This window comes from Pseudomonas sp. QC2 (assembly GCF_002859085.1).
Lineage (GTDB): Bacteria > Pseudomonadota > Gammaproteobacteria > Pseudomonadales > Pseudomonadaceae > Aquipseudomonas > Aquipseudomonas petroselini.
On the sequence record NZ_PKKS01000003.1, the window covers coordinates 173,805 to 190,008 of the forward strand.

Sequence of the window (16,204 nt, forward strand, 5' to 3'; positions counted from 1 at the left end):
CGTAATTCAGGTGAATTCAATGTTCGACAAAGTGCTGATCGCCAACCGTGGCGAAATCGCCCTGCGCATTCAGCGTGCCTGTCATGGCCTGGGCATCAAGACCGTGGCGGTGCACTCCGAAGCGGACCGCCAGGCGCAGTATGTGCAAAACGCCGATCAATCGCTGTGCATCGGCCCAGCCGCGCCCGGCCTGAGCTACCTGAACCAGACGGCGTTGCTGTTTGCCGCCAAGGTCAGCGGCGCCCAGGCGATCCACCCCGGTTATGGGTTCCTGTCGGAAAACGCCGGGTTTGCCGAGCGTATCGAAGCGGCGGGCCTGACCTTTATCGGCCCGAGCGCCGCGTGCATTCGCACCATGGGTGACAAGGTGGCGGCCAAACGGGCGATGCGCGAAGCCGGTGTGCCCTGCGTGCCGGGGCCGGACTCGACAATGCCGACCGACGACGCCAGCATCCTCGCGATTGCCGCTGAAATCGGCTACCCGGTGATCGTCAAGGCGGCCGGCGGTGGCGGTGGTCGCGGCATGCGCGTGGTGCAGGCCGAGGCCGACTTGCTGGCCGCCATCGGCCTCACCCGTGAAGAAGCGCGGCTGGCCTTCGGCAACCCTGAACTCTATATCGAGAAATTCCTCGGCCACCCCCGGCACGTGGAAATCCAGGTGCTGTGTGATGCCCATGGCCACGCGATCTGGCTGGGTTGCCGCGACTGTTCGCTGCAACGTCGCCACCAGAAGGTGTTGGAAGAAGCGCCGGCACCGGGCATTGATCCGGCGTTGATCGCCAAGGTTGGCGAACGCTGCGCCGAGGCTTGCCGCCGGATCGGCTATCGAGGCGTAGGCACCTTCGAGTTTCTGTACGAGGACGGCGAGTTCTTTTTTATCGAAATGAATACGCGCCTGCAGGTGGAGCACCCGGTCACCGAGATGACCACCGGCATCGATATCGTGCAACAGCAACTGCGCATGGCGCGCGGAGAAGCGTTGAGCGTGCGCCAGGAAGACGTACAACTGAACGGCCACTCCCTGGAGTGCCGCATCAACGCCGAAGACCCGATCACCTTTATGCCCACGCCTGGCCTGATCCAGCGCTGGGAAGTGCCCGGCGGCTTTGGCGTGCGGGTCGACTCACATGTCACCACCGGCTATCGCGTGCCGCCGTATTACGACTCGATGGTGGCCAAGGTCATCACCCATGGCGCCACGCGTGAAGAAGCCATGGCGCGCATGCGCCTGGCCCTGAGCGAGATGCGCGTGGAGGGCATCAGCACCAACATCGCGCTGCACCGCGACATTCTCGACGACCCGGCGTTCTGCGCTGGCGGCGTCGACATTCATCACTTGGAGCGCTGGTTGCAGCAAAGGAGTTCCACATGAGCACTGTCCCTGTCATCAGCCTGCTGGGCTCCAGCGCGTTGCTTTTCGAGGCCCCGGGCGAACTCGACTTGGCGCCGCAGCAGCGTATCTGGCGCCTGGCCCTGCAAGCCGGCGGATGGCCCGAGATCCACGAAGCCGTGCCCGGCATGAACAACTTGATGCTCACCTTTCTCACGCCGCCGCGTGAACTCAACGGGTTATACCAACGCCTGCTGGAGGCCTGGGAACAGAGCCAGCCGTTGCCCCTGGAAGGGCGCATCGTCGAGTTGCCGGTGGTGTATGGCGGCGAGTTCGGCCCGCACATGGCGGACGTGATCGCCCACACCGGGCTGGATATCGAGACCATCGCCAACCTGCATTGCGAACCGCTGTACCCGGTGTATGCCCTGGGCAGCCACCCCGGTTACTGCTACCTCGGCGGCATGGACCCACGCCTGGCCACGCCACGGCGGCAGGTGCCGGTGCTGAATATCGGCGCGGGCTCGGTGTCCATCGGGGGTGTGCAGACCGGGGTGTCCGCCTCGGCCGGCCCCAGCGGCTGGAACACCATCGGCCGCACCGAGATGGCGTTTTTCGACCCGGCCCAAACCCCGCCGGCCATCTTGCGGCCGGGGGATTTCCTGCGCTTGCGCATCGAGAGGATCATTCGATGATCGAGATTCTATCGGCCACCGCCCTGGCCACCGTGCAGGACTTCGGCCGCTTCGGCAGCCTGGGTTACGGCGTGGGCACGTCGGGCGCCATGGACCACTTGGCCCTGGCCTTGGGCAACCTGTTGCTGGGCAACCCCGAAGACGCTGCCGCGATTGAAATACCACTGTTTCCGTTTGAAGTACGCCTGCTGCAGGACTGCGCGTTCGCCGTGACCGGCGCCGCTTGCGACACCACGTTGGACGGCCAGCCGCTGCCACCGAACTGGGTGTACCAAGGCCGCGAAGGCCAGGTGCTGAGCCTGGGCTACCCCACCTCCGGCAGCCGCGCTTACTTATGCCTGGCAGGCGGTGTGGATGTGCCGGCCGTGCTCGGTTCACGCAGTACCCAGTTGCGCGGTGAGTTTGGCGGCCTGGACGGCCGTGCGCTGCAACAAGGTGATCGGCTGGGAGCGATGCGCCCAGGGATCAGCCCGTTGGCGCTGGATTTTGGCGTGTTGGCACCGAGCCTGGCCTTGCCGCTGCAGGTCGATGGGGTGTCCGCGATGCGCGTGTTGCCTGCTGCCGAGTACGAGCGTTTTCAGCCTGCGTCTCGCGCCGCGTTCTGGGCAGGTGAGTGGAAGGTCACGACCCAGAGCAATCGCTACGGCTACCGGCTGGAAGGCGAGCCGCTGCTGCCTGTCGCACCGATGGAAATTCGTTCCCATGGCATCGTGCCGGGCGTGATCCAGGTGCCCCACGGTGGCCAACCGATTATCCAGATGCGCGATGCCCAGCCGAGTGGCGGCTACCCCAAGTTCGGCAGTGTGATCGAGGCCGACCTGTGGCGCCTGGGCCAGGCGCCCATTGGCAGCAAGGTGCGCTTTATCGAGTGCAGCTATCTGGAAGCCGTCGAAGCCCTGGACACCAACCGCCGTTACCTGCGCGAAGTCAGCCGCCTGGTGGCACTGCACCGTGAAGGAGTAAACGCATGACCCTTTCGGACATTCGCCAACTGGCGCTGTGGCTCAAGGAACACCACTTGGCCGGCGCCGAGATGAGCCGCCCCGGTGTGCACTTGACGCTCAAGCGCGGTGTCCCGGCCGTCACTGTGGCTGCGCCTGCGGCCGTCACGGTTGAGGACAACGTGCTGCGCACCACGGGCCTGGGCCGCTTGCTGCTGACCCATCCCGAACTCAGCGAGCCGTTTGTCGCGGTGGGCGATCAGCTCAGCGCCGGCCAGTTGGTCGCACTGCTGCAAGTCGGGGAGTTGCTGTTGCCATTGCGCAGCCCCCAGGCCGCACGCGTGGTCGATGTACGTGTGCCCTGCGGCACCCACGTCGGTTATGGCGAAGCGTTCCTCGGTATGGAGAACCCAGTATGAAGATCGATTTGAACGCCGACCTGGGCGAGGGCTTCGGCCCGTGGCGCATGGGCGAGGACGACGCATTGATGCGCCTGATTTCATCGGCCAACGTCGCCTGCGGTTTCCACGCCGGCGACCCGCTGATCATGCACAACACGGTGCACCTGGCCAAAGCCGGTGGCATCGACCTGGGCGCCCACGTGGGCTTCCCGGACTTGATGGGCTTTGGCCGTCGGCAGATGAACATCGAGGTCAAGGAGCTCGCCACGTACGTGATCTACCAGCTCGGCGCGCTCGCCGGGATGGCCGCAGTGAACGGCCATCGCATGACCCACATGAGCTTCCATGGCGCCCTGGGCAACATGGTCGCGGCCGATACCGCGCTGGCCGAGCCGCTGGTGCGGGCGGTGGCGGCCTTTGACCCGACGCTGATCATCAGCTCTTCCAGCAGCCGAGCCATCGAGGGCGCGGCCGAGAAGTGCGGTCTGCGCGTCGCGACCACCTTTCTCGCCGACCGCGCCTATGACGATGACTGCCTGCTGGTGCCGCGCAAGGTCGAGGGCTCAGTGATCAAGGAACCGACGGCCGTGCTGCGTCGGGTGCGCCAGTTGCTGGAGGAGGGCACGGTGACAGCCCTCAGCGGCAAGGTGCTGCGGGTGCCGGCCCATTCAATCCTGCTGCACGGCGACACCCCCGGCGCGGTCGAACTGGCACGCACCCTGCGCGAGGAAATCGAGCGGATGGGCGGGTGCATTACACCGATTTCCCAGCTGTTGGCGGCGTCATAAGCAGGCCTTATTGCCACACAACCATTGCGTCTTGGTCCAGCGTCCGAACGCTGGATAGAGTCGAACCATAACCCGTCGCACAAGGACCACCCCCATGCCATTTTCCGACTACCAAACCGCGCTGGTCACCGGGGCTTCCTCAGGTATCGGCGCTGCCGTTGTCGAGCGCCTATGCCAGGAAGGCGTGCAGGTGCATGCCCTGGCTCGCAGCGCCGACAAGTTGCAGGAACTGGCGGCCAGGACCGGCTGCATCGCCCACGCCATCGACGTGACCGACCTCGCCGGGCTGACCACGCTGTTCGCCGAACACCGCTTCGACATCCTGGTGAACAACGCTGGCGTCGACAAACCTGGCTCCTTGCTCAAGGCCGACGCCGCGGGCATCGACCTGCTGATCGACGTCAACCTGCGCGCCGTGCTGCACCTGGCACGCCTGGCATTGCCGGGGATGGTCGAGCGCGATTGCGGGCACATCATCAACATCAGTTCGATTGCGGCGGCCTACAACTTTGGCGGCAACTCGACGTATCACGCGACCAAGGCGGCGGTGAGCATGCTCTCGCGCCAATTGCGTATCGACGCGTTCGGCAAGCGCGTGCGCGTCACCGAGATCTGCCCGGGCCGGGTCGCTACCGACATCTTTGCGCATGTGCACGGCGACTCCGAAGAGACCTACAAACGCTTTGTCGAGGGCTTTGAATTGCCCCAGGCGCAAGACATCGCCAACGCGATCGCCTTTGCGATTGCTGCGCCGATTGCAGTGAACATCGGGCATATGGAAATCACCCCGACCCTGCAAGTGCCGGGCGGGCTCTCCACCGCACGGCCCCAGGACTATCAGGGCTGAACACCCGCTACTTTCAAAAGAACGGACCGATCCGTCATCGCTGCACCCCCGCCACGGCCATGCCGGGTGATTTGATTCCTGCCCTAGCCCAATGCCGATAGGGATTGACCATGAAGCAAGACTTCGATTTGGCCGCGATTCTGCAAGGCGAATATGCCGAGCTGATCGTCAAGGGCATCGAAATGACCTTGCAGCTGGCGTTGTTCGCCTGGCTGCTGGCGATGGTGCTGGCGTTGACACTGGTCACGGTACGCCTGACCGGCAATAAGCTGGCCGACCGCCTGGTGGCGGGGTACGTGTCGTACCACCGTAATGTGCCGACTCTGGTGCAACTGATGCTGTGGTACTTCGGCGTGCCGACGCTGCTCAGCGAATCCGCGCAACTGTGGCTTGCCAACCACAACACCGAATACCTGTTCTCGGTGATCGCCCTGGGCCTGTGCCAGGCCGCGTATTTCTGTGAAGACATCCGCAGTGGCCTGCGCGCCATTCCCGCCGGGCAGACCGAAGCGTCCAGGGCCCTGGGCCTGGGTTACGTACGTTCGATGCGCTACGTGATTCTGCCGCAAGGTGTGCGCAACTGCCTGCCTTCGCTGATCAACCACACGGTGCTGCTGTTCAAGAACACCAGCCTGGCGATGGCCATCGGGGTCGTGGAACTGACCTACGCCAGCCGCGAAGTGGAGAACTACACGTTCCGCACCTTCGAGTCGTACCTGGTGGCCACGGTGTTCTACCTGGTGTTTTCACTGCTGCTGATGGGCGCCGGGGCATTGCTCGCCCGGCACTTCAGCAAAGCCCTGGCGAGGTAGACGACGATGTTCGATATGTTTTCGATCGTGCAACAGAACTGGACGCTGTTCCTTATCGGCCAATACCCCCACGGCCCGCTGGGGGGGCTGGCGAGCACGCTGATCCTGGCGGCGTTGGCGTTGCTGCTGGCGTTCCCGTTCGGCCTGCTCCTGGCCTTGGCGCGGGTATCGCCGTGGAAGGGCCTGTACCTGCTTGCCACGGTGTGGGTCTACGTGCTGCGCGGTATTCCGTTGCTGATGGTGATCTTCTGGACTTACTTCCTGGTGCCGTTGCTGATCGGCCATAACATCACCGGCTTTATGACCATGCTTTGCACCCTGGTGATCTACCAGAGCGCCTACCTGTGCGAAATCATTCGCGGCGGCATCCAGGCATTGCCGGCCGGGCAATACGAAGCGTCCCGCGCCCTGGGCCTGGGCTACGTGCGCACCACCGTGTGGGTGATCCTGCCCCAGGCGTTGTACAACGCGCTGCCGAGCCTGATCAGCCAGTTCATCTCGATCATCAAGGAAACCTCCCTGGGCTACGTGATCAACGTGCAGGAAGTGACCTTTGCCGCCAACCAGGTCAACAACCAGCTGCTGACCAAGCCGTTCCAGGTGTTTTTCATCCTGGCGATCATCTACTACCTGCTGTGTTTCGGCCTGACCCGCCTGGCCGGTTGGGTGGAGCAGCGCATTGCGCGCAAGCGCCTGGGCGACGGCGGGCAAACCGCGCCGGGCGATCCGTTGCTGGCCACCGATAATTGAAGAGGGCTGCGCTCATGCATCCAATGATCATGTTTTCGAAAATCAATAAATGGTACGGCGAGTACCAGGCGCTCACCGACATCACCGCCGAGGTGCAACCCGGCGAGGTGGTGGTGCTGTGCGGCCCCTCGGGCTCAGGCAAGTCGACCTTGATCCGCACGGTCAACCGCCTGGAAGACATCCAGGCCGGCCAGATCCTGTTCGATGGCCAGGACGTGCACGGCACCGATGCCCAGGTCAACCGGCTGCGCAGCCGCGTGGGGTTTGTGTTCCAGAGCTTCAACCTGTTCCCGCACCTGTCCGTGCTGGAAAACATCACCCTGGCACCGAACAAGCTGCGCAACCTCAAGGGCGCGGCGGCCAAGCAGAAGGCCATGGAACTGCTCGACCGCGTGGGCCTGGCCCACAAGGCCGGTGCCTACCCGGCGCAGTTGTCCGGCGGCCAACAACAACGCGTGGCGATTGCCCGGGCCTTGGCGATGGAGCCGCCGGTGATGCTGTTCGACGAGCCCACCAGTGCCCTCGACCCGGAAATGGTCGGTGAAGTGCTGAACGTGATGAAGGGCCTGGCCAAGGACGGCATGACCATGATGTGCGTGACCCACGAGATGAACTTCGCCCGCGAAGTGGCTGACACCATCTGGTTCATGGACGCGGGGCAGATTCTGGAAAAGAGCAGCCCCGAGGCCTTCTTCGCCCAGCCTTCGCACCCGCGAGCGCAACGTTTTATCGCCGACTTACGGGCCCATTGAGCTGCGGCGGCTTTGCTCCCCCTGCCATTTTTGCTGGTCCAACTTACTGGAGATTTCCCATGGGTATGAAGCATCTGTTTACTGCGCTGGCGTTGGGTCCACTGGCGGTTGCCATCGCGCAGGCCGACCAATTGAGCGACATCATGGCCAAGCAATCCCTGAGCTGCGGAGTGTACGCTGACGTGCCGCCATTCTCCGCGCCAGACCCAAAGACCCGCGAGCTGGTGGGCATGGACGTCGACCTGTGCAAGGCCCTGGCCAAGACCATGGGCGTGGCCCTGGAACTCAAGCCGCTGTCGGTTGAAGCGCGCATTCCCGAAGTGAAAATGGGCCGCGTCGATGTGATCTTCGCCAACCTGGCGTACACCAAGACCCGTGCCGAGCAAATCCAGTTCAGCGACCCGTACTACATCGCCAAGGAAACCCTGGTGGTGCGCGCGGCGAATGCCGACCAGCCGAAAAGCTTCTTCAAGGACAAGCGCATCAGCTCCACCAAGGGCTCGACGTCCGAGCAATCGATCCGCCTCGCCGGCGCTACCCCGGTGACCTTCCAGGACACCGGCTCGGCCTACATGGCCCTGCAACAGAACAAGGTAGTGGGCCTGGTCACCAACACCATGACCGCCCTCAAACTGGTCAACCAGGCCAAGGCCGGCGGCGTTGAACTGGCGTTGGCCAAAGAGCCGATGGCCCTGGAACCGATTGGTGCGGGCATGCGTCGCGACGAACCGGCGTTTCTGGCCAAAGTGAATGAGTCGTTGATGGCGATGGAGAAGGCCGGGGAGATTGACGCGATCTGGGACCGCTGGATCGGCCCGAACACCGAGTACAAGATGGTGCGCGAGGACAAGGTGCAGAGCTTGAGTGCGTTGAAGTTCGAACCGTTACCGTAAGCGGGGTGAGCGTGCGGGCGTTTGCCTGCACGCTGTTGGTTCAGCTTGGCGTTTGCTGATACGTGTCATACCCCAGCTGACCATTGCCCACGCCCTGTGCCCACTTCATAGCTGCGCGTCCGGCTGGCGATCAATCCAATGGGTCTTGATGCCCTTGGCCCACGCCACGGTGTAGAAGCAGCTCAGCAACACGATGCCCCATTGCTCGGCATTGATCGACGACCAGAACCAGAACGGCTGGCCGGCCATGCCGAACAGGCAGGCGTAGCGGCGCACCTTCAGGCGTTTGCTCTGGCTGAACCAGATGGCGACGACGCCGAGAGCGGCGATCATGATTTGGGCGATCAAGGGCAGGCTCCTTTGTTGTGGCTGTACTCGGACCCCATGTGGGAGGGAGTAAGACCCCTCCCGCAGGTTGAGTGGCGGTGTTCAGGGCTTATTTGTCCTTGCGCGCATCCAGGGTCTTCTGGTGCTCGGCCAAAAACGGCTGTTCCGCGGGATCAAAACGATCAATCCCGGCGGTAAAGCGATGCCAGTACGGGTACAACGGCTGGCGCCGCGTCACGGCTTCGATACGCGAAGACTGTTCCTCGGTCAGCTTCAGTTCAGTCGCGGCGAGGTTATCGTGCAAGTGTGCTTCGGTGCGGGCGCCGACGATCAGCGAGGTGATCCCCGGCCGGTCCTTGAGCCACGCCAGGCACGTGCGCGCGACCGAGACGCCATGCTCATCACCGACGGCGGCGAGGGTTTCGATGATGTCCAGCGCGCGCTCCTGGTCATGCACGTAGGGTTCCGGCCAGCCGCTGCCCTGGCGGGTGTTGGCCGGCGCGGGGTGCCCGCGTCGAGTGGAGCCGGTCAGCAGCCCTTCGCCCATCGGTCCCCACACCAGCGTGCCCACTGATTGGTCCAGTGCCAGGGGCAGTAATTCGTATTCGGCCTCGCGGGATTCCGGGGTGTAGTAGATCTGCTGGGTGATGGGTTTGAGCATGCCGTGCAGCTCAGCCTTACCCAGGGTTTTCATCATTTGCCAGGCGGTGAAATTACTGGTGCCGAAGTAGCGGATCTTGCCCGAGCCCACCAGCAGCCGCAGCGCTTCGAGGGTTTCCTCGATGGGCGTCATGCCGTCCCAATTGTGCAGTTGGTAGAGATCGATATGGTCGGTGCCCAGGCGTTTCAAACTGGCTTCGCAGGCGCGAATCAGGTGGTAGCGCGATGAGCCGGAATTGTTCGGGTTGTTGTCCACGGGGCTGCGGCCCTTGGTGGCCAGCAGGATATCGTTGCGCTTGGCGCCCAAGGCGTTGCCGACCACTTCTTCGGCCAGGCCGTGGGAGTAGAGGTCGGCGGTGTCGACCATGTTCACACCCGCGTCGAACGCGATGTCGAACATGCGCTTGGCCTGGGGCACGTCCACCGCGCCGCACTGCTCAAATTCGGCGCGACCGCCAAAAGGCACGGTGCCCAGGATGATTTCGGACACCAGCAGGCCGGAATGACCCAGTTGTCGGTATTGCATGTCGCCTCCTACTTAACGTTGCACGTGAAGGTGTGAACGACGTGGGGTGCGATAGTTTGAATTTTTTCATGAAAACTTCGTGCGCCTGCCTCACCATTACGCCCAACAGGATTTAACAGGAACCCGCGTCCATGAGCGCACTGATCGAAACCCGCGCCCTCACGCGCCTGGACGAGCGCCGCCAGGTGCCGTTGCTCCAGCCCACCGATTTCACCCTGCACGCCGGCGACCGCGTGTCGATCACGGGTGCGTCCGGCTCCGGCAAAAGTGTGTTCTTGCGCGCGCTGGCGCTATTGGATGCGCCCACGTCCGGGCAGATCCTGTGGAACAACCAGCCGATCGGCAACGCGCAGATTCCCCACTACCGCAGCCATATCAGCTACCTGTCCCAACGCCCGGCGCTGCTCGAGGGCTCGGTGCAAGACAACCTGTGCTTTCCCTTCAGCCTCAAGACCTTGCGCACGCGCCGCTTCGATCTGGCGGCCGTCACCACACTGCTCGGGCATGCCGGCAAGGCACCGGATTTTTTGGCCAAGCGCGCCGCCGACCTGTCGGGCGGCGAGTCCCAGGTGGTGTCGTTGATCCGCACCCTGCAACTCAACCCCGAAGTGCTGTTGCTGGACGAACCCACCGCCGCCCTCGACCCCACCTCATCCCGCGAGGTGGAAGCGCTGATCGATGCCTGGTTTGCCGCTGATCGATCCCGTGCCTGTATCTGGGTCTCTCACGACCTGGACCAGGCCCGGCGCATGAGCGACATCCACTGGCAAATGGATGCGGGTGTATTGAGCGGAGCGACCCAGGCATGAATTATCAGAACCTTACCGCGCTGGACATGGGCATCGCCGCGTCGCTGATCCTCATCAACGGCGCACTCTCGCTGCTGCTACGCCTGGGTCTGGGCCGCCAGTTGCTGTGGGCGGCGGTGCGCACCGTGGTGCAACTGTTGGCCATCGGTTATCTGCTGGGCTGGGTGTTCGAGTTCGGCTACTGGTACGTGGTGCTGCCGTTGATGTGTGCGATGACCCTGATCGCCGGCCTCTCGGCTGCAGGCCGTGGGCGGCGCATTTACCGGGGGCAGCGCGCCGACAGCGTGCTGTCGGTATGGGGCAGTTCGTGGCTGGTCACCGCTGTGGGGTTGTTTGCGGTGATCCGTATCCACCCGTGGTACGAGCCGCAATATGCGATCCCTATCCTCGGCATGATCCTTGGCAACACGCTGACCGGCGTCTCCCTGGGCATCGAACGCATGACCCAGGAGCTGACCTCGGGGCGCAACACCATCGAGATGATCCTGGCCCTCGGCGGCTCACGTTGGGAAGCGGCGCAGGAAGCCATCCGCCAGGCGGTGCGCGCGGGGATGATTCCGACGCTGAACCAGATGACCGTGGTGGGCATCGTCAGCCTGCCGGGCATGATGACCGGGCAAGTGCTGGCCGGGGAGAGCCCGGTGGATGCGGTGCGGTATCAGATCGTGATCATGTTTCTGATCGCCGCCTCATCGGCGCTGGGCACGGTGGGTGCGGTGTTGCTCACCTACCGGCGACTGTTTTCCAGCAGCCATCGATTCTTGCGGGACAGGCTTGAGGAGCGCTGAAGCGCACCACAGCTCCCCCAGGGTGGCCATTGTGCGGTCAGGGCGCTTGTTGTGGCGAGGGAGCTTGCTCCCGCTGGGCTGCGTAGCAGCCCCAATCAGGTCTCCGCGTTTTTTCAGACAATTCGCGTTGGCAGGTTTTGGGGGCGGCTTCGCCGCCCAGCGCGAGCAAGCTCGCTCGCCACAGGAAGCTAGCGTATCTGGCAGTTACGTCGTGTTTTGCTAGGCTACGAACTGCCGCCACGGCTGGCAGGGCGCAACATCGGTCTATCCCACATGAGGTACTCGCCATGAACCCGATCGAACAAACGCCCTGGCATGCCGGTGAGCGTCACCTGCAAGAGACTGTTGGCGTGGCCGACCGCATGGCCGTGGTCGGGCCCAAAGTGATTCGCGATCACCTGCCTGGGCAGCATCGGGATTTTTACCCCTTGTTGCCGTACCTGATGTTGGGCGTGGTGGATGAACGCGGCATTCCCTGGGCGACCATGATTGAAGGCGCCCCAGGCTTTGCCCACTCGCCGGACCCACAGACCTTGCAGATCGACAGTCTGCCGTCGGCCGGTGACCCGGCCCGCAGCGCACTGCGAGACGGCGTATCCGTCGGCCTGCTGGGCATCGACCTCAACACTCGCCGCCGCAACCGCCTGAACGGACGGATCGGCGCGCTCGATCACGAGGGCTTTTCGATTGATGTGGTGCAGAGCTTCGGCAACTGCCCCAAGTACATCCAGCTGCGGCCCGTCGACGCCGTCGCCCGCAAACCCGGCACGCTCGTCGAGCGTGCCGACAGCCTGGATGACGCCGCTCAAACGACAATCCGCAACGCCGACACCTTCTTCGTCGCCAGCTACGTCGAGGTCGACGGCCAACGCTCGGTGGACGTTTCTCATCGGGGTGGCAACACGGGTTTTGTGCGGGTTGAAGGCAACCTGCTGACCATTCCCGACTTCGCCGGCAACCTGTTCTTCAACACCCTGGGCAACCTGCAGGTGAACCCGGTGGCGGGGTTGCTGTTCATCGATTTTGAATCGGGGGACGTGCTGCACGTGGCCGGGCGCACCGCGCTGATCCTGGACGGCCCGCAAGTGGCCCTGTTCGCCGGCGCCCAGCGCTTGTGGACGGTGAGCGTGGAACACGTGGTGCGGCGCCCGGCGGCGCTGGCGTTGCGGTGGCAGTTCGCGGAGTTTTCGCCGTTCAGTCTGGCGATGGGGCAGTGGTAGCCTGGCTCGGACCGTAGGAGGCATTCGGGAACAGCTGGTTGGTCATCTCGATGATCTTGCTCTGTGCATCGATAAACTTGCCCATCCGGGCACCCCCCGAGGTCGAGTCGTACAACGCCTTGCCCACCTGCCGGCCGTTTTCAAATACCTGGATATCGGCATAGCTCATGTACAGCGCCAAGTCCCAGCTCCATTGGCCGATGTACGTGGTCGACAGTGCACAGCTGGCCGGTGGACTGCCGGGTCGCAACTCCCGGGTCTGAAACCCTTTGCTGCGCAGTTGCGCGGTGTAAGTCGTATTAAATCCTGCGCGCAGGCCTTCGGCGGGGATCATGCAAATCTCAGGGGCCTGGGCGGCGGAGAAGGCAACCGGGGTGACGGTTTGTTTGATGCTGCAGCCGCAGAGGCCAATGCAGGCAAGTGTAAAACCAGTAGCTGATATCAGGCGCATCACGACCTCCATGTCCAAGTGGTGGCCCAATGATAGCCTATCTTGTAGTGAGCGGGCTTGCCCCGCGCTGGGTGGCGAAGCCGCCCCAAAACCCGTCCCTGTAAATTCACCTGACACGCCGCAGTGGTCCGGTTGGGGCGGCTTCGCCACCCGGCGCGGGGCAAGCCCGCTCACTACACGATCCTGTGCAGTACAGTCAGAGCCGGGCAGCATCCCATAACGAATAATCCCCCACCCGTTTGACCAAGCCGGCTCGCAGCGGATTGGCGACGATATAGCGCGCCATCGTACGTATATCATCCTCTACACGCACAGCCCTGTCGTAATAGCCTGGCTGCCAGACACGCTCCTTGCTTGCGCGACGCCTGTTGGTCGTCAGCGTACTGCGTGACTTGATACGCCGAATGACGTAGGCCAACGTCTGTTGTTTCAACTCAAACAGCCAATGAATGTGGTCAGGCATGATTACCCAGGCCATAGAGTCAACCAAACCCGGTTCATGAACTTGGCGGAATTCGGCAACCAGCAGGCGGCCAAGGAACAGGTCGGTGAATAAACGCTGGCGGTGGTGGACGACGATGGTGATGAGATAACTTCGTCCGCGTTCCGAATAACGGCCGTGACGCAGTCGATGGGTTTGAGGCTTTGGGCGCAATCCGTTGTTCCTGAAAGAGTCCCTAAGCGTATTAACGCTAGCGCGTATTCCACCGCGACCCTCTACCACTTGGTTACCGAATATGTTTTTAGTGAGCGGGCTTGCCCCGCGCTGGGCTGCGCAGCAGCCCCAAACCCCCCCCTGTACATTCACCTGATACGCCGCAGTGGTCCGATTGGGGCGGCTTCGTCACCCCGCGCGCTCGCCATGGGCGCAGGCATGCCATCCCCCCACGCGCCCCCCAGCGCCGTATACAAATTCACCTCCGCCACCAACTGCGCCAGGCGGTCCACGATCAATGCCTGCTGCGAGCTGAACAACGCACGTTGCGCATCCAGGAAGGTGAGGTTGCTGTCGACGCCGCTGCGGTAGCGGTGTTCGGCCAGGTTGTAATACTGCTGGTTGGCCGCGACGAAATCCCGCTGCGCGTCCAACTGGTCGATAAAGGTCTGCCGCGCCGCCAGGCCGTCGGCGACTTCCTGGAAAGCGGTCTGGATGGATTTTTCGTATTGCGCCACGCTGATGTCTTTTTGCAACTTGGCATAGTCGAGGCTTGCGCGCAGGCTGCCGGCATTGAAGATCGGCAGGTTGATCTGCGGTTGGAACGTCCAGCTGCCCGAGCCTCCCTTGAACAGTCCCGACAGTTCGGTGCTGGCGCTGCCGGCATTCGCGGTGAGGCTCACCGAAGGGAAAAACGCCGCGCGTGCGGCGCCGATATTGGCGTTGGCGGCGCGCAGTTGGTATTCGGCCTGGAGGATATCCGGGCGGCGTTGCAGCAGGTCGGAGGGCAGGCCCGCCGGTACGCGCGCCACCCAGTCAGCCGCGAGTGGGCGCGCGGGCAGTTGTTCGTCCACCGGGCCGCCCACCAGCAGGACCAGGTTGTTGAGGTCCTGGGCCACTTGGCGCTCGTAGCGGGCCACGCTGGCGCGGGTGCTTTCGACGCTGGTACGGGCTTGGACCACGTCCAGAGCCGAGGCTTTGCCCGCGGTTTTACTGCGGCTGGTGAGGCGCAGGCTGTGGTCGTTGGCCACCAGGGTTTGCTGGGCGAGGGCCAGCAATTCCTGGTCGGCGCGCCAGGTCAGGTAGGCATTCGCGACGTTCGCCACCAGGCTCAGTTGCGCGCTGCGCCGGGCCTCCTCGGTGCCCAGGTAGGTGAGCATGGCCTGCTCGCTGAGGCTGCGCACGCGGCCAAAAAAATCCAGTTCGTAGGCACTGATACCCAGGGTCGCGGAGTAGCTGGAGGTGATGGCCGGCTTGCCCGTGCCATTCACATCGCCGGGCAAACGCCGACGCTGGCCGGCCCCGGTGGCGGACACGGCGGGGAAAAGATCCGCACGCTGGATACGGTACTGCGCCTGGAACGCCTCGACGTTCAGCGCCGCCACCCGCAGGTCGCGGTTGTTGACCAAGGCATCGCGAATCAGCTGCTGCAGCGCCGGGTCGTGGAACAGCTGTTGCCAGTCAGCGCTGCCGGCCTGCGCCTGTGCATACACACCCTGCTGCGGATACTGCACAGGCACCGGCGCTTGCGGCCGCTGGTAGTCCGGGATCAGCGAGCAACCGCTGAGCATCGATGCCATCGCCAAAGTGCTCAATGTGCGCATCAGGCCCCCACCATCCATTTGGCCAGGCCATGCCGGCCACTCACGCCCAGCTTGGCGGCGGCGCGCTTGAGGTAGGTTTCGATGGAGCTGTTCTTCACACTGAGTTTTTCCGCCATCTGCGGCACGGTACCGCCGGTCAGCAGGCCGAGGCACACCTCTTGCTCGCGTGCCGACAGGGTGATGTCGCCCAGGGACAGGCGCTTGTAGAACTCACGCTGCAATTGGGATTGCTCCAGCAGGGTATGGGCCGCTTCGGTCTCGGGGTGCGGTGCCTGGCGCAGGCTTTGGGCGTGGCACTCCATCAGCGGCAGCAGGGTGTCCGACAGGCATTTGAGAAACGACAGCTCGGGCAGGGAAAACCCGCGGTGGTTTGGCGGCCGGTAGAACGAAATCACACAGCGCCGGTTGCCCTGGCGCGACACCAGGTTGCACTGGTGCGAGGTGCCGCGAGGGTATGCACTCTTGGCCTTGGCCTTCAGTTGGATCAGCAGCGGGTCGTGCATGCCGAGCATTTCCCGCAGCAGCGGGTGATCGTCCATGGAGTTCAGGGCCAGGGGCGGTGGCAGGTCCTGCTTCTGGCCGGCGCTGCCCAGCAGCTTGATATCGAGCACGCGGTCGCGCAGCTCGTCGAGGGTCCATTCGCTGAGATCCACCAGGTGGATCGGTACCCATTTGTCCACCAGGTGCAGCATGTGCGCGGCGAAGTCCGGGTGACCGCTGTTGGCAATCAGTTCGCCCATTTCTGCATAAAAATTCGGGCTTTGCGTGTTGGCGGTAGTGCTGATCAAACTCATAGCCATCTCATCCTTGATGTCGAAAACCGTCAACAGATTCTCTGAGCCTCTGCGGGGGCGATCCGTTGCTCACCCACCAGAGTCGGTATTCGAAATTGTATTTAGCCAGGGGATTCGTCCTACGTATGTAGCGGAAACGAGGGACACAACGTGCCATAAAA

At 63.4% G+C, this 16,204-nt stretch carries 18 protein-coding genes and 1 pseudogene; 13 read left to right on the forward strand and 6 right to left on the reverse strand.

Annotated elements, in window-relative coordinates; genetic code table 11:
* Window positions 1-19: 19 nt before the first annotated feature.
* The 10 genes from accC to QCBJ_RS02370 all read left to right on the forward strand — a co-directional run bounded on the left by accC (window position 20) and on the right by QCBJ_RS02370 (window position 8,209).
* The gene (gene accC, locus QCBJ_RS02325) at window positions 20-1,372 is read left to right on the forward strand and encodes an acetyl-CoA carboxylase biotin carboxylase subunit (RefSeq protein ID WP_102060050.1); all 1,353 of its coding nucleotides are present in this window, start codon (window positions 20-22) and stop codon (window positions 1,370-1,372) included.
* Entirely contained in the window at window positions 1,369-2,025 is a 657-nt protein-coding gene (gene pxpB / locus QCBJ_RS02330; RefSeq protein ID WP_102060051.1) for a 5-oxoprolinase subunit PxpB, read from the forward strand. The genes accC and pxpB overlap by 4 nt, the downstream gene beginning before the upstream one ends.
* Complete coding sequence (locus QCBJ_RS02335) at window positions 2,022-2,996, forward strand: biotin-dependent carboxyltransferase family protein (protein WP_102060052.1); 975 nt, start codon at window positions 2,022-2,024, stop codon at window positions 2,994-2,996. Before pxpB ends, QCBJ_RS02335 begins: the two co-directional genes overlap by 4 nt.
* Entirely contained in the window at window positions 2,993-3,385 is a 393-nt protein-coding gene (locus QCBJ_RS02340) for a biotin/lipoyl-containing protein (RefSeq protein WP_102060053.1), read from the forward strand. The genes QCBJ_RS02335 and QCBJ_RS02340 overlap by 4 nt, the downstream gene beginning before the upstream one ends.
* The gene (locus QCBJ_RS02345) at window positions 3,382-4,155 is read left to right on the forward strand and encodes a LamB/YcsF family protein (protein WP_102060054.1); all 774 of its coding nucleotides are present in this window, start codon (window positions 3,382-3,384) and stop codon (window positions 4,153-4,155) included. Before QCBJ_RS02340 ends, QCBJ_RS02345 begins: the two co-directional genes overlap by 4 nt.
* Window positions 4,156-4,249: 94 nt before the next feature.
* The gene (locus QCBJ_RS02350; protein ID WP_015884812.1) at window positions 4,250-5,002 is read left to right on the forward strand and encodes an SDR family oxidoreductase; all 753 of its coding nucleotides are present in this window, start codon (window positions 4,250-4,252) and stop codon (window positions 5,000-5,002) included.
* Between the two features lie 110 nt (window positions 5,003-5,112).
* The gene (locus QCBJ_RS02355; protein ID WP_015884811.1) at window positions 5,113-5,814 is read left to right on the forward strand and encodes an amino acid ABC transporter permease; all 702 of its coding nucleotides are present in this window, start codon (window positions 5,113-5,115) and stop codon (window positions 5,812-5,814) included.
* Window positions 5,815-5,820: 6 nt separating this feature from the next.
* The gene (locus tag QCBJ_RS02360; RefSeq protein WP_102060055.1) at window positions 5,821-6,564 is read left to right on the forward strand and encodes an amino acid ABC transporter permease; all 744 of its coding nucleotides are present in this window, start codon (window positions 5,821-5,823) and stop codon (window positions 6,562-6,564) included.
* Between the two features lie 23 nt (window positions 6,565-6,587).
* The gene (locus tag QCBJ_RS02365) at window positions 6,588-7,316 is read left to right on the forward strand and encodes an amino acid ABC transporter ATP-binding protein (RefSeq protein ID WP_173390410.1); all 729 of its coding nucleotides are present in this window, start codon (window positions 6,588-6,590) and stop codon (window positions 7,314-7,316) included.
* 59 nt (window positions 7,317-7,375) lie between these two features.
* Complete coding sequence (locus tag QCBJ_RS02370) at window positions 7,376-8,209, forward strand: ABC transporter substrate-binding protein (RefSeq protein ID WP_015884808.1); 834 nt, start codon at window positions 7,376-7,378, stop codon at window positions 8,207-8,209.
* A 105-nt stretch (window positions 8,210-8,314) separates the two neighbouring features.
* On the opposite strand, the gene QCBJ_RS02375 is transcribed toward QCBJ_RS02370, so the two are convergent.
* Both QCBJ_RS02375 and QCBJ_RS02380 read right to left on the reverse strand, forming a co-directional pair.
* Window positions 8,315-8,557: a hypothetical protein gene (locus QCBJ_RS02375; protein ID WP_015884807.1), complete on the reverse strand. Its 243-nt coding sequence runs from the start codon at window positions 8,555-8,557 to the stop codon at window positions 8,315-8,317.
* Window positions 8,558-8,645: 88 nt separating this feature from the next.
* Window positions 8,646-9,722 carry an aldo/keto reductase gene (locus QCBJ_RS02380; RefSeq protein ID WP_015884806.1) on the reverse strand — a complete coding sequence of 359 codons (1,077 nt, stop codon included), beginning with the start codon at window positions 9,720-9,722 and terminating at the stop codon, window positions 8,646-8,648.
* A gap of 131 nt (window positions 9,723-9,853) precedes the next feature.
* Between QCBJ_RS02380 and QCBJ_RS02385 the strand changes: the two genes are divergently transcribed.
* The 3 genes from QCBJ_RS02385 to QCBJ_RS02395 all read left to right on the forward strand — a co-directional run bounded on the left by QCBJ_RS02385 (window position 9,854) and on the right by QCBJ_RS02395 (window position 12,539).
* Complete coding sequence (locus QCBJ_RS02385; protein WP_015884805.1) at window positions 9,854-10,531, forward strand: ATP-binding cassette domain-containing protein; 678 nt, start codon at window positions 9,854-9,856, stop codon at window positions 10,529-10,531.
* A complete protein-coding gene (gene fetB / locus QCBJ_RS02390) occupies window positions 10,528-11,319 on the forward strand; it encodes an iron export ABC transporter permease subunit FetB (RefSeq protein WP_102060056.1) in 792 nt (263 codons plus the stop codon). The genes QCBJ_RS02385 and fetB overlap by 4 nt, the downstream gene beginning before the upstream one ends.
* A 287-nt stretch (window positions 11,320-11,606) precedes the next feature.
* The gene (locus QCBJ_RS02395) at window positions 11,607-12,539 is read left to right on the forward strand and encodes a pyridoxamine 5'-phosphate oxidase family protein (RefSeq protein WP_102060057.1); all 933 of its coding nucleotides are present in this window, start codon (window positions 11,607-11,609) and stop codon (window positions 12,537-12,539) included.
* Window positions 12,540-12,549: 10 nt separating this feature from the next.
* Here QCBJ_RS02395 and QCBJ_RS02400 read toward each other — a convergent pair.
* From QCBJ_RS02400 to QCBJ_RS02415, 4 genes and pseudogenes are all read right to left on the reverse strand, one after another.
* A pseudogene (locus QCBJ_RS02400) lies at window positions 12,550-12,990 on the reverse strand (Sbal_3080 family lipoprotein); the annotation flags it as partial.
* Between the two features lie 196 nt (window positions 12,991-13,186).
* On the reverse strand, window positions 13,187-13,645 hold the full coding sequence (locus QCBJ_RS02405; RefSeq protein WP_102060059.1) for a transposase: 459 nt from the start codon (window positions 13,643-13,645) through the stop codon (window positions 13,187-13,189).
* Window positions 13,646-13,794: 149 nt separating this feature from the next.
* Window positions 13,795-15,249, reverse strand: coding sequence for an AdeC/AdeK/OprM family multidrug efflux complex outer membrane factor (gene adeC, locus QCBJ_RS02410; RefSeq protein WP_305884147.1), 1,455 nt, complete (start codon window positions 15,247-15,249; stop codon window positions 13,795-13,797).
* Window positions 15,249-16,043 (reverse strand): helix-turn-helix transcriptional regulator, encoded by a 795-nt coding sequence (locus tag QCBJ_RS02415; protein WP_015884801.1) that lies wholly within the window; start codon window positions 16,041-16,043, stop codon window positions 15,249-15,251. Before QCBJ_RS02415 ends, adeC begins: the two co-directional genes overlap by 1 nt.
* Window positions 16,044-16,204: the final 161 nt, after the last annotated feature.